This window comes from Streptomyces blattellae (genome assembly GCF_009709555.1).
Classification (GTDB): Bacteria; Actinomycetota; Actinomycetes; order Streptomycetales; family Streptomycetaceae; genus Streptomyces; species Streptomyces blattellae.
In genome coordinates, this window is the sequence record NZ_WJBG01000145.1 from 23562 (window position 1) to 35681 (window position 12120).

Here is a 12120-nt window from a genome sequence, read left to right on the forward strand (position 1 = left end):
GGTCAGCCCTGCGGCTCCAGGTCCTCCTCCTCGAACACCAGCAGCGTGCGGGTGCTGAGCACCTCGGGGATGGCCTGGATCCGGGTCAGGACCAGCTCCCGCAGTGCCCTGTTGTCGGACGTGTGCACCAGCAGCAGCACGTCGAAGTCTCCGCCCACCAGGGCGATGTGGGCTGCCCCGGGGAGCTGCTTGAGCTGCTCGCGCACCGTGCGCCAGGTGTTCTGGACGATCTTCAGGGTGATGTACGCCGATGTGCCCTGGCCCGCACGCTCATGGTCCACGCGGGCACCGAAGCCGCGGATGACGCCGTCCTCGATGAGGCGGTTGATCCGCGCGTAGGCGTTGGCACGCGAGACATGGACACGTTCGGCGACCGACCGTATCGACGCGCGGCCGTCCGCCTGGAGCATCTGCAGGATGTCCTGATCGATGGCGTCGAGGGGTCGCGCGGGCGGCGGAGTGCTGTCCTCGGGGCCTTCGGCCATTTGTTCAGGTGCCATGTCCCCCCGCCTCTCTACCATGGACGTACTGCGTCCATCTCAGGTTGTGGAGAACCGTTTGTCCACAGCCTGAAGGTGCCTGTAGCCAAAATGTGCCGACGACCGAACAATCGGTAGGTGAGGCGCATCACCATCCGACGTGCCTCTCCAAGCCACTCCCACGAGGAGGTGCCGCGATGACGGTCATGGAGCAGCGGGGCGCATACCGGCCGACGCCGCCGCCCGCCTGGCAGCCCCGTATGGACCCCGCGCCGCTGCTGCCCGACGCGGAGCCGTACCGCGTGCTCGGCACGGACGCCGCCGCGAAGGCCGACCCCGCCCTGCTGCGCCGGCTCTACGCCCACCTGGTGCGCGGTCGCCGGTACAACGCGCAGGCCACCGCTCTCACCAAGCAGGGCCGCCTGGCCGTCTACCCCTCCAGTACCGGCCAGGAGGCCTGCGAGGTGGCCGCCGCGCTCGCCCTCGAAGAGCGCGACTGGCTCTTCCCGAGCTACCGCGACACGCTGGCCGTCGTCGCCCGCGGGGTGGACCCCGTCCACGCTCTGACCCTCCTGCGTGGCGACTGGCACACCGGCTACGACCCGCACGAGCACCGCGTCGCCCCCCTGTGCACCCCGCTCGCCACCCAGCTCCCGCACGCCGTCGGCCTCGCGCACGCCGCCCACCTCAAGGGCGACGACGTGGTCGCACTCGCACTCGTCGGCGACGGCGGCAGCAGCGAGGGCGACTTCCACGAGGCGCTCAACTTCGCCGCCGTATGGCAGGCCCCGGTCGTCTTCCTGGTCCAGAACAACGGCTTCGCGATCTCCGTCCCGCTCGCCAAGCAGACCGCGGCCCCGTCGCTGGCCCACAAGGCCGTCGGCTACGGCATGCCCGGCCGCCTGGTCGACGGCAACGACGCGGTGGCCGTGCATCAGGTCCTCAGCGAGGCCGTACGGCACGCGCGCGCGGGAGGCGGGCCGACGCTGATCGAGGCCGTGACGTACCGCGTCGAGGCCCACACGAACGCCGACGACGACAAGCGCTACCGGGCCGACGCCGAGGTGGAGACCTGGCGGGCCCACGATCCGATCGCCCTCCTGGAGCGGGAGCTGACCGAACGGGGCCTGATCGACGAGGACGGCATCCGGCACGCGCGCGAAGACGCCGAGCGGCTCGCCGCCGACCTGCGCGAGCACATGAACCAGGACCCGGCGCTCGACCCCATGGACCTGTTCGCCCACGTGTACGCCGAGCCCACCCCCCAACTCCAGGAGCAGCGGGACCAGTTGGCGGCGGAGCTGGAGGCCGAGCGGGAAGGGGCGCACCGATGACCACCGTCGCCCTCAAGCCGGCCACCATGGCACAGGCCCTCACCCGTGCGCTGCGCGACGCCATGGCCGACGACCCCGCCGTGCACGTCATGGGCGAGGACGTCGGCACCCTCGGCGGGGTCTTCCGGGTCACCGACGGGCTCGCCCAGGAGTTCGGCGAGGACCGCTGCACGGACACGCCCCTTGCCGAGGCGGGCATCCTCGGCACGGCGGTCGGCATGGCGATGTACGGCCTCAGGCCGGTCGTGGAGATGCAGTTCGACGCCTTCGCCTACCCCGCCTTCGAGCAGCTGATCAGCCATGTGTCGCGGATGCGCAACCGCACGCGCGGGACGATGCCGCTGCCGATCACCATCCGGGTCCCCTACGGCGGCGGCATCGGCGGCGTCGAACACCACAGCGATTCCTCCGAGGCGTACTACATGGCGACTCCGGGGCTCCATGTCGTCACGCCCGCCACCGTCGCCGACGCCTACGGCCTGCTGCGCGCCGCCATCGCCTCCGACGACCCGGTCGTCTTCCTCGAACCCAAGCGTCTGTACTGGTCCAAGGATTCCTGGAACCCCGAGGAGCCGTCGGCCGTTGAACCGATAGGCCGCGCGGTGGTGCGGCGCTCGGGCCGGAGCGCCACGCTCATCACGTACGGGCCGTCCGTGCCCGTCTGCCTCGAAGCCGCCGAGGCGGCACGGGCCGAGGGCTGGGACCTCGAAGTCGTCGATCTGCGTTCCCTCGTGCCGTTCGACGACGAGACGGTCTCCGCCTCGGTGCGGCGGACCGGGCGCGCGGTGGTCGTGCACGAGTCGGGCGGGTTCGGCGGCCCGGGCGGGGAGATCGCGGCCCGTGTCACGGAGCGCTGCTTCCACTATCTGGAGGCGCCGGTGCTGCGCGTGGCCGGGTTCGACATCCCCTACCCGCCGCCGATGCTGGAGCGTCACCACCTGCCGGGCGTGGATCGGATCCTGGATGCCGTGGGGCGTCTGCAATGGGAGGCCGAGAGCTGATGGCACGCGCTTCTGACATGCACAGCCTGGAGTTCAGGCTCCCCGACCTCGGCGAGGGGCTCACCGAGGCGGAGATCGTGCGTTGGCTTGTCGAGGTCGGAGACCTCGTCGCCGTCGACCAGCCGGTCGTCGAGGTCGAGACGGCCAAGGCGATGGTCGAGGTGCCCTGTCCGTACGGCGGCGTGGTCACCGCCCGCTTCGGCGAGGAAGGCACGGAACTTCCCGTGGGGGCGCCGCTGTTGACGGTGGCGGTGGGTGCGGCGGCCTCCGGAGAGCCGGCCGCCGGCTCGGGCGGGGGTTCGCGTCAGGACGCGCGCGTGGGCTCGGGTGAGCAGACGCGTGCGGGCTCCGAGGGCGCGCGCGAGGGCTCCGCTGAGCGCCCTCACGAGGGCTCCGGCAACGTGCTCGTGGGCTACGGCACGGGTGCCGCTCCGGCCCGCCGCCGAAGGGTGCGGCCGACGGCTCGTACGGCTACGACCCCTCGTACGGCTGCGACCCCTCGTACGGCTGCGACCCCTCGTACGGCTGCGACCGCGCCGACGCCCGACGCCCCCAGCGCCTCCGGCATCGCGCCCGGTTCCGGCAACGGCCACCGTGCCGACGGCCCCGTCCCCGTGATCTCGCCCCTGGTGCGGCGGCTCGCCAGGGAGAACGGGCTGGATCTGCGCGGGTTGACGGGCTCGGGCCCGGACGGGCTGATCCTGCGGGCCGATGTGGAGTACGCGCTGCGGGCGGCCGCCGCGTCATCAACCCGACCGCCGCCGCGTACGGCCACGCCGTCCGCGACCGCACCGTCCTCCGCTACTCCGACCGCCGCCGCCCCCACCGCGCCCACCGCGCCCACCGCCCCCTTCGCCCCCACCGAGCCCCCGCTCGCCCCGGTCTCCCCCCTCGCTCCCACGCCCGCCGAATCCCTCGTCGCCCGTGTGACGCACGCACCCGCCGGTGCCCCCGTCACCTCCGCGCCCGAGGGCACCCGTATCCCCCTCAAGGGCATCCGGGGCGCAGTCGCCGACAAGCTGTCCCGCAGCCGGCGTGAGATACCGGACGCGACCTGCTGGGTGGACGCCGACGCGACGGAGCTGATGCGAGCGCGCGCAGCGATGAACGGCACCGGGGGGACGAAGATCTCCCTCCTCGCCCTGCTGGCACGCATCTGCACCGCCGCCCTCGCCCGGTTCCCCGAGCTCAACTCCACCGTCGACATCGAGGCCAGGGAGATCGTCCAGCTCGACCAGGTCCACCTCGGCTTTGCCGCGCAGACCGAGCGCGGACTCGTCGTGCCTGTCGTGCGGGACGCGCAGGCGCGGGACGCCGAGTCGCTGACCGCGGAGTTCGCCCGGCTGACGGAGGCGGCCCGGACGGGCGCGTTGACGCCTGCGGAACTCACGGGCGGGACCTTCACGTTGAACAACTACGGCGTGTTCGGCGTCGACGGCTCCACGCCGATCATCAACCACCCGGAGGCGGCCATGCTCGGCGTCGGCCGTATCGTCCCCAAGCCGTGGGTGCACCAGGGTGAGCTGGCGGTGCGGCAGGTCACCCAGGTCTCGCTCACCTTCGACCACCGGGTGTGCGACGGCGGCACGGCCGGCGGCTTCCTGCGGTATGTGGCGGACTGCGTGGAACAGCCTGCGGTGCTGCTGCGCACCGTGTGACAAAGGCGGGTGGACGTTTGAGAAAGGCACACGGGCGTTCCCTCCGATCATGACGGCACGCATACTCGGGGAGTGACCGCGTTCGAGCCCTCCAGCGATCCCGGCGCCGCGTACGACGCCGTCGTCCTCGCCGGCGGTGCCGCCCGGCGGCTCGGCGGCGTGGACAAGCCCCGCGTGCGGGTCGGCGGGCGGGCGCTGCTCGACCGAGTGCTGACCGCCTGTGCCGGGGCGCGGATCACCGTCGTCGTCGCCGATCCCCGGCCCACCCCGCAGCCCGTGACCTGGGCCCGCGAGGACCCGCCCGGCGGCGGACCGCTCGCCGCGCTCGACGCCGGGCTCCGGCACACCACGGCCGCGTACGTCGTCGTACTCTCCGCCGACCTGCCGTTCCTCGGCGAGCGGACCGTGGGACGGCTGCTGACGACGCTGAGGGACGGCTCCGCCGACGGCGCTGTCCTGACCGACCCGGACGGCCGAGACCAGCCGCTGGTGGCGGCGTACCACGCGCAGGCGCTGCGCCACGGGCTGGGCGCGCTCACTCAGGAGCACGGCGGCCTCACCGGCCTGCCCCTGCGCCGGCTGACCGGCGGACTCGACCTCACCCGCGTCCCCGACCCCGTCGCGTCCTTCGACTGCGACACCTGGGACGACATCGCCACCGCCAGGGCACGCATCAGGGAGCATGGGCACGTGTTGGATGAATGGATTTCCGCAGTCAAGGACGAGCTGGGCCTCGACCTCGACCTCGACGTCGACACCGGCGTCCTGCTCGACCTCGCGCGCGACGCCGCACACGGAGTGGCCAGGCCCGCGGCGCCGCTGACCACCTTCCTCGTCGGCTATGCGGCGGCGCAGGCCGGGGGAGGCCCCGAAGCCGTCGCTGAGGCCGCCCGCAAGGCCGCCGCGCTGGCGCTGCGCTGGGCCGAGGAGGCCGAGGCAGAGGCAGCGAAGGACGCCGAGAAGGACGCCGCCGAGCCCGACCGCAGCCCGGACGCCGGATGACCGCCCGCGCCGTCCGGACCGGCGATGACGCCGAGGACCTCGACGTCGAGGAGGTGCTGGCCCTCGTGAACGAAGACAGCGGCCGGGAGGCCCACGCCGCGCCCGCCCCGCACAGTGCCCCCGCTTCCCCGGCTCACGCCCGCCATCAGGCCACCCCCTGGGCCGAGGCACGGGTGATCGCCGAACGGGCGGGCCGCTCGGGGGGCCGCCGCCCGCCCGTCTCCGTCTCCCTCGACGCCGCCCTCGGCCTCACCCTGGCCGCTCCGCTCACCGCCCTCACCGACCTGCCCTCGTTCGACACCTCCGCGATGGACGGCTGGGCGGTCGCCGGACCCGGACCCTGGGACGTACGGGACGAGGGCGTGCTGGCCGGGCACGCGGAACCCGAACCGCTCATCGACGGCGAGGCCGTCCGGATCGCCACCGGCGCCCGCATCCCCCTGGACACCACCGCCGTCATCCGCAGCGAGCACGGCCGCATGGACCCCCAGGGCCGCCTGCACGCGACCCGCGAGGTGGGCCACGGCCAGGACATCCGCCCACGCGGCCAGGAATGCCGTACCGGCGACCAGCTCCTTCCCGTCGGCACCCTGGTGACCCCGGCCGTACTCGGACTCGCCGCGGCAGGCGGATACGACACCGTCACCGCGGTCCCCCGCCCCCGCGCCGAGGTCCTCGTCCTCGGCGACGAGTTGCTCACCGAGGGACTGCCGCACGACGGGCTGATCCGGGACGCGCTCGGCCCGATGCTGCCACCCTGGCTGCGGGCGCTCGGTGCCGAGGTCGTCGCGGTGCGCCGGCTCGGCGACAACGCCAAGGCCCTGCGCAAGGCCATCACCTCCTCCGACGCCGACCTCATCGTCACCACCGGCGGCACCGCCTCTGGCCCCGTCGACCATGTTCACCCCACCCTGAGCCGCATCGCCGCGGAGCTGCTGGTCAACGGCGTCAAGGTGCGCCCCGGCCACCCGATGCTGCTGGCCCGGATCAAGGACAACCAGCACCTCGTCGGTCTGCCCGGAAACCCCCTCGCCGCTGTCTCCGGCCTGCTCACGCTCGCCGAACCGCTGCTGCGCACCCTCGCCGCCCGTCCGGCCCCCGAGCCGCTGGCGCTGCCGCTCCAGGACGCGGCGCACGGGCATCCGTACGACACCCGGCTCATCCCCGTGACCCTGCGCGTCGACAGTGCCGTTCCGCTGCACTACAACGGCCCGGCCATGCTGCGGGGCATCGCGGCGGCCGACGCGCTGGCCGTCGTACCGCCGGGAGGTGCCCGGCCGGGGCAGGAGGTCGAACTCCTCGACCTGCCATGGGCTTTCGCCGGTATCGAGGTGTGTTTCACGTGAAACAACCGGGCCGTGACGTGATCGCCCGCCAGGCGGACGAACATCTCACCACTCACCGGGTGAAACTCCCGCGGAAGGTGGTGGAGCACCCCTTCCGGCAGGTCGCCAGGCGACTGTGCATGGCCCTGCTGGTGCTCGTGCTGACCGCGCTGATCGTCTACGCCGACCGTGAGGGCTACAACGACAACTCGGACAACTCCGTCGACTTCCTCGATTCCTGGTACTACGCGACCGTCACGCTCTCCACCACCGGATACGGCGACATCACCCCCGTCAGCGATGCCGCCCGGCTCACCAACATCTTCGTCATCACACCGCTGCGCGTGCTGTTCCTGATCATCCTGGTCGGCACCACGCTTGAGGTCCTCACCGAACGGACCCGGGACGAATGGCGCCTGACCCGCTGGAGGTCCGCCTTGCGTGATCACACCGTTGTCGTCGGATTCGGGACGAAGGGGCGTTCGGCGATCCAGACCGTGTGCGCGTCGGGGCTCAAGGCGGAGCAGGTCGTCGTGGTCGACCCCAGTTCCAAGGCGATCGACGCGGCGACGGCCGAGGGGTATGCGGGCATCGTCGGGGACGCGACGCGCAGCGATGTGCTGAAGCGGGCCGAGGTGCACAAGGCGCGGAAGATCATCATCGCCACCCAGCGTGATGACACGGCCGTCCTCGTCGCGCTCACGGCCCGGCAGCTCAACCGCGGCGCAAAGATCGTGGCCGCGGTGCGGGAGGAGGAGAACGCCCCACTGCTGAAGCAGTCCGGCGCCGACGCGGTCATCACCAGCGCCAGTGCGGCCGGCCGGCTGCTCGGTCTCTCCGTGCTCAGCCCCGCCGCCGGCATGGTGATGGAGGACCTCATCCAGCAGGGCAGCGGGCTCGACATCATCGAGCGGCCGGTCATAAAGGCCGAGGTGGGCAAGAGCCCACGGCAGACGGAGGACCTGGTGGTGAGTGTCGTACGCGGGCACCGGGTGCTCGGATACGACGATCCGGCCGTCGGGACGCTGGAACTGACGGACCGGCTGATCACCATTGTGCGGGCGACGCCGGGTACACAGGTCGCACCCGACGCCCGCCCGCTGCCGCAGGACTGAACCTCGACGGGAAGAGCACTGGGGGGTGTTCAGGATGGATGCGGCGATGTCGATACGGCGCCGCATGCCGCCCGAGTGGTTCTTGACCCGCTTCCCGGCCGCGTCCGTCAGCCCGAAGGCCTCCAGAAGCTGTGACGCCGACCGGGGACGCCGTTGGACCGTGCCGGTGGGGACGGCGCGAGGTCGACGCCGTCCACGGCCCTGGTCTCGCCGAACGTCTTCACCAGCCCGCGGTCTGGATGGCCAGGCCTGAGGCGGACGTAGGCGCAGGGGACCGGAGAGCGAGGAGTAGCGTCCTGCCCATGCATGCGATCACGATTCCCGAACCTGGTGGGCCCGAGGCGCTGGTGTGGAACGAGGTCCCCGATCCGGTGCCCGGCGAGGGCGAGGTGCTGGTCGAGGTGGCGGCCGGCGCCGTCAACCGGGCCGACATCCTGCAACGCCAGGGCTTCTACAACCCGCCGCCCGGCGCATCCCCCTATCCCGGCCTCGAATGCTCCGGACGGATCGCCGCGCTCGGGCCCGGGGTCTCCGGCTGGGTGGTCGGTGACGAGGTGTGCGCGCTGCTCGCGGGCGGCGGTTACGCCGAGAAGGTCGCCGTCCCGGCCGGCCAGCTGCTGCCCCTGCCGCAGGGCCTCGACGTCGAGCAGGCCGCCGCGCTGCCCGAGGTGACCTGCACGGTCTGGTCGAAGAGCATGTGAAGATGCCCCCATGACACCGAACACCTTGAATCAGTACGTGGCCGACTCGGCCGCCAACGACCAGCCCCGCGCCGTTCTCTACGCCCGTCAGTCGAAGCTGAACGAGGACGGCAGCGACGCAAGCCCCGTCATGCAGTGGGAGGCAGGCGAAGCGCTGTGCGCCGCCCGTGGCTACCGCGTCGTACACCGGTTCAAGGACGTAGGTAAGTCCGGTTGGGACCCCAGCACGCAGCGCGAGGGGTTCGAGGAAATGATGAGCTGGGTTCGTCAGGGTAAGTGCGATGTGGTCGTGATCTTCACGCTGTCCCGGCTTACCCGCATGGGTGCGCAAGAGGCGTTCGCCATCGAGAAGGAGATGCGGGACCACGGCGTCTCGCTCGTCAGCGTCCGGGAACCGTACCTCGACACGAGCGACCCCATCGGTGCCGGAATCTTCGCGATCATCGCCGGCCTCGCGAAGCAGGAATCTGACACCAAGTCGGCGTTCATCAGCAACACGAAGGAGCTTGCTCGCAAGGCAGGCGGCCACGTGTCCGGTACCGCGCCGTTCTGGGGGACGAACGAAAAGGCATTCACCGAGGACGGCGTGAAGTACGTCAAGATCGTGCCGACCGAGGAGGGCCGACAGACGGTCCTACTCATGCGGGACATGGCGGAGAAAGAGCGGCTGACTCCGGGCGAGATCGCCGAGAAGCTGACCGACAACCCCCACACCCCGCCGCCCGGCTGGAGAACTGAGCAAGGAATGGCGCGCGTGGACGCTCGGCGTAAGCGGGGAACCTACAAGGCGTTCCCCGACAAGCCGAGATGGACCCCGCAAGCCGTTCTGCGGACGCTTCGTGACCCGCGCATCGCTGGCATGGCTGCCAACCGCATTGGCTCCGACAAGTGGGAGATCCGGCGGAACGCCGACGGCGACCCGATCAACGTTCACGAGCCGATCATGACCCCCGCTGAGTGGTACGTCCTTCAGATCGCGATCTCTACCGAGGGGAAGCACCGGCGCGAGTATCACGGCGGTACCTATCTGCTGACCGGCTGGCCGTTCCTGTACTCGTACTGTGGCGCGACGATGAGCACCACGATTACGAAGGGCGTACCGCGCTACCGGAGTAACCGGGAAGTCAGCGCAGCGCGTCAGATGGGCAAGCAGCGGGTCAGTATCCAGGTTGAGGCGACAGACGAGTACGTAGCGCAGCGGGTATGGGCTCGCGTCATCAATGCCGACCCCCAGGACGACGAAGACGCAACGCTGTTGGCTGCCGCTGCGCAGCGTTTCGCACGCCAGCAGGACACAGCGGGTATCGCTATCGAGTGCCACGAACTTGAGGCGCAGATCAAGCACACCCAAGAGAGCCTGCGACAGATCTACGCCGACCGTAAGGCGGGGCTCTACAAGGGGGCCGTGGGTCACGCCGCATTCACCGACGCTGTGCGGTCCATGCAGCTAACTGAAGAGACGTGCACGGCGCGACTGCGGAAGCTGCGCGAGGAACAGACCAACTCTGTGCGTCTGCCCATTGACAACTGGATTGAAGACGCCGGGACAGACCCAATCGGCCCCGGTACGCCGTGGTCCAAGTGGACGATGGCCCAACGGCGCGACTTCCTCAAGCTTTGGGTGGATCACGTGGAAGTTCGCCCCGGCACCCCTGGGCGTAAAGAAGTCGTCGTTTCGGAACGTGTCGAGATCCATTGGGCACGCCCGCTCACCGAAGAGACGGAAGGCGAAGAGGACTTCGAAGACTTGCCCGAGGAAGCCGCGTAAGCCCCTCTGAGCCCCTTTCACGGCCCGCTACTGGAAACCCCCGGTGGCGGGCCGTTCGGCGTTTCTATGGGCCTGCTACGGCTTCCCATCCGTATCTCTCTCGGTAAGCAGTTCGATGATGCGCGCAGTATCGGCCTGAACCTCATTCCCGGACGGTCGTTCAGGAGCGCTGCACTCTGGAACCACGGTTCCCGCTTCCATTTCTTCCCGCATGGCGTCAATGGCATTGAGTACGGCGGCAGTGTTCATCGCATCGGCGGCAGCGAGACGGGCAAGGCTATTTTCTAGCCTGTCGAATGATCGATCTAGTGAGTCCGGCATTTGCGCGCTCCCTGCGTGCTGGCGGGGTGTTCCCGCTCTCAGCGGACAGCGTAGGGCCAGGAAGCCACAGAACGGCCCCACAGGGCGCCGTACAGGCGTTGATCGGCACCCGGTTCCAACGTCCGCGAGAAAGGCCGTTAGGCGACCACCCATGGCTTCGAGTCGAAACGGTCGCGCAGCGCTGACGTGTCGGCGGAGCGAGTCGACATCAAATTTGTGATTCAGGTCACTTAGGTAGACCTAAGCGGATGTGTGAGCTATCCACAAGGGTTGTGGATAACGAGGTAGCGAGCCCACCAGGCCAATTGCACAGAGTAATCAAGATGGGCCCTGCTTTTACTTTCCGTTACCAGAGTGGTGACGAGTGACGAAATGATGAGTACTTCTGTTCCACCTATACATCATCTAAATAAGGCTCTATGGCGGTAAACCGGAAGTGACGGAATTTCGTCACTCGTCACCACCGGCCCCCGTGCGCCGCTCCCGCTGTAAGAGCACGCACGCCCGCTTTCCGCTGTGGCGCCCAACTCAATTCAATGTGATCTGCATCACACTTAAATTCAGGACGTCCCAATACAGGCGTTTATGCCGGAATTCTGCGGAAGCCGTTGCACTCCAGAGCTAGTGAGGAATCGTTCTGGGATTCCGATTCCTCTGGCACGCGAAAAGCTTCTCTCAGGGGGCGCGTGTCAGACCGCCCGGCTCCGCTGACTCGGATAGGTACGTGCGCACTGACGACTGTGCATGCCGATCAGCGGAGCTAGGCGCATTCCACAATCTTGGATGTTGAGGGGGACTGATGATCCAGCCGGTAGACGTCGCCATAACCGTCATCGAACGTCGTTGCATCGTCCCTAGGGATCGCAGCGAGCGGGCCGAACTATTCGCCGCGCTGACCGTCATGCACCGTGCGCTTAACGCCACGCACCCCACCACAACCGAGGAAATCCCGGATGCCCGACCTATTCGATGAGCTACTGACCCACTGCATTGCCGAGAACGAGCGACTGCGCGCCGAGTACACAGCGAAGCTAGAACGCACCGAGGAACGGTATTCCTCAATGGAGAATGCCGTATTCGCTGAAGCAGAGATGAACGACCGGCTAGGCCAGCAGTCACGCACGCCAGCGAAGATGCGCCGACTCGCCATGATGCGCGATGAGTTGAACGGGCTATGGGCTGAACTCGCGAAGCCTGCTCCTGACTTCTCGCTGATGTAGGCCACCTACTCAAGTAGCAGGTGCGCCCCCTATTCGAGAGGTGGCACCCGTGCCTTACAGCCTGTGCCCTCGCTGCAAGAAGCTGCACGAGCTAGGCGCCAAATGCCCGTGCGCTGCTGCCCGCGCTAAGCAGCAGGGCTGACGCAAGGTCGAATTTCTCAGCAAAGTCGCAGGTCGGTGGGTACGCCGAAGAGGT

At 69.3% G+C, this 12120-nt stretch carries 10 protein-coding genes and 2 pseudogenes; 9 read left to right on the top strand and 3 right to left on the bottom strand.

Annotated elements, in window-relative coordinates; genetic code table 11:
- Window positions 1-2: 2 nt before the first annotated feature.
- Window positions 3-485, bottom strand: coding sequence for an Lrp/AsnC family transcriptional regulator (locus GFH49_RS15710; RefSeq protein WP_155056514.1), 483 nt, complete (start codon window positions 483-485; stop codon window positions 3-5).
- Between the two features lie 191 nt (window positions 486-676).
- On the opposite strand from GFH49_RS15710, the gene pdhA reads away from it, so the two are divergent.
- From pdhA to GFH49_RS15740, 6 genes are all read left to right on the top strand, one after another.
- Window positions 677-1813, top strand: coding sequence for a pyruvate dehydrogenase (acetyl-transferring) E1 component subunit alpha (gene pdhA / locus GFH49_RS15715; RefSeq protein WP_155056501.1), 1137 nt, complete (start codon window positions 677-679; stop codon window positions 1811-1813).
- Window positions 1810-2814: an alpha-ketoacid dehydrogenase subunit beta gene (locus GFH49_RS15720; RefSeq protein ID WP_155056502.1), complete on the top strand. Its 1005-nt coding sequence runs from the start codon at window positions 1810-1812 to the stop codon at window positions 2812-2814. Before pdhA ends, GFH49_RS15720 begins: the two co-directional genes overlap by 4 nt.
- Window positions 2814-4472: a dihydrolipoamide acetyltransferase family protein gene (locus tag GFH49_RS15725; protein WP_155056503.1), complete on the top strand. Its 1659-nt coding sequence runs from the start codon at window positions 2814-2816 to the stop codon at window positions 4470-4472. The genes GFH49_RS15720 and GFH49_RS15725 overlap by 1 nt, the downstream gene beginning before the upstream one ends.
- Before the next feature lie 72 nt (window positions 4473-4544).
- Window positions 4545-5474 carry an NTP transferase domain-containing protein gene (locus GFH49_RS15730; RefSeq protein ID WP_155056504.1) on the top strand — a complete coding sequence of 310 codons (930 nt, stop codon included), beginning with the start codon at window positions 4545-4547 and terminating at the stop codon, window positions 5472-5474.
- A complete protein-coding gene (locus tag GFH49_RS15735) occupies window positions 5471-6820 on the top strand; it encodes a molybdopterin molybdotransferase MoeA (protein WP_155056505.1) in 1350 nt (449 codons plus the stop codon). The genes GFH49_RS15730 and GFH49_RS15735 overlap by 4 nt, the downstream gene beginning before the upstream one ends.
- On the top strand, window positions 6817-7914 hold the full coding sequence (locus GFH49_RS15740; RefSeq protein WP_196218002.1) for a potassium channel family protein: 1098 nt from the start codon (window positions 6817-6819) through the stop codon (window positions 7912-7914). Before GFH49_RS15735 ends, GFH49_RS15740 begins: the two co-directional genes overlap by 4 nt.
- Window positions 7915-7935: 21 nt before the next feature.
- Here the strand turns inward: GFH49_RS15740 and GFH49_RS40125 are convergent.
- A pseudogene (locus tag GFH49_RS40125) lies at window positions 7936-8218 on the bottom strand (hypothetical protein); the annotation flags it as partial.
- Between GFH49_RS40125 and GFH49_RS15750 the strand changes: the two are divergent.
- A pseudogene (locus tag GFH49_RS15750) lies at window positions 8217-8603 on the top strand (alcohol dehydrogenase catalytic domain-containing protein); the annotation flags it as partial. The pseudogenes GFH49_RS40125 and GFH49_RS15750 sit on opposite strands and share 2 nt — an antisense overlap.
- Window positions 8604-8625: 22 nt before the next feature.
- Window positions 8626-10383 carry a recombinase family protein gene (locus GFH49_RS15755; RefSeq protein ID WP_155056507.1) on the top strand — a complete coding sequence of 586 codons (1758 nt, stop codon included), beginning with the start codon at window positions 8626-8628 and terminating at the stop codon, window positions 10381-10383.
- Between the two features lie 75 nt (window positions 10384-10458).
- Here GFH49_RS15755 and GFH49_RS15760 read toward each other — a convergent pair whose 3' ends face one another.
- Window positions 10459-10704, bottom strand: coding sequence for a hypothetical protein (locus GFH49_RS15760; RefSeq protein ID WP_155056508.1), 246 nt, complete (start codon window positions 10702-10704; stop codon window positions 10459-10461).
- 953 nt (window positions 10705-11657) lie between these two features.
- Between GFH49_RS15760 and GFH49_RS15765 the strand changes: the two genes are divergently transcribed.
- Window positions 11658-11924, top strand: a complete 267-nt coding sequence (locus GFH49_RS15765; protein WP_155056509.1) for a hypothetical protein — start codon at window positions 11658-11660, stop codon at window positions 11922-11924.
- Window positions 11925-12120: the final 196 nt, after the last annotated feature.

Excerpts from the sequence above, each read along its gene's own strand:
- GFH49_RS15710 (WP_155056514.1), bottom strand. The coding sequence starts at position 485 with ATGGCCGAAGGCCCCGAGGACAGCACTCCGCCGCCCGCGCGACCCCTC.
- pdhA (WP_155056501.1), top strand. The coding sequence starts at position 677 with ATGACGGTCATGGAGCAGCGGGGCGCATACCGGCCGACGCCGCCGCCC.
- GFH49_RS15720 (WP_155056502.1), top strand. The coding sequence starts at position 1,810 with ATGACCACCGTCGCCCTCAAGCCGGCCACCATGGCACAGGCCCTCACC.
- GFH49_RS15725 (WP_155056503.1), top strand. The coding sequence starts at position 2,814 with ATGGCACGCGCTTCTGACATGCACAGCCTGGAGTTCAGGCTCCCCGAC.
- GFH49_RS15735 (WP_155056505.1), top strand. The coding sequence starts at position 5,471 with ATGACCGCCCGCGCCGTCCGGACCGGCGATGACGCCGAGGACCTCGAC.
- GFH49_RS15755 (WP_155056507.1), top strand. The coding sequence starts at position 8,626 with ATGACACCGAACACCTTGAATCAGTACGTGGCCGACTCGGCCGCCAAC.
- GFH49_RS15760 (WP_155056508.1), bottom strand. The coding sequence starts at position 10,704 with ATGCCGGACTCACTAGATCGATCATTCGACAGGCTAGAAAATAGCCTT.
- GFH49_RS15765 (WP_155056509.1), top strand. The coding sequence starts at position 11,658 with ATGCCCGACCTATTCGATGAGCTACTGACCCACTGCATTGCCGAGAAC.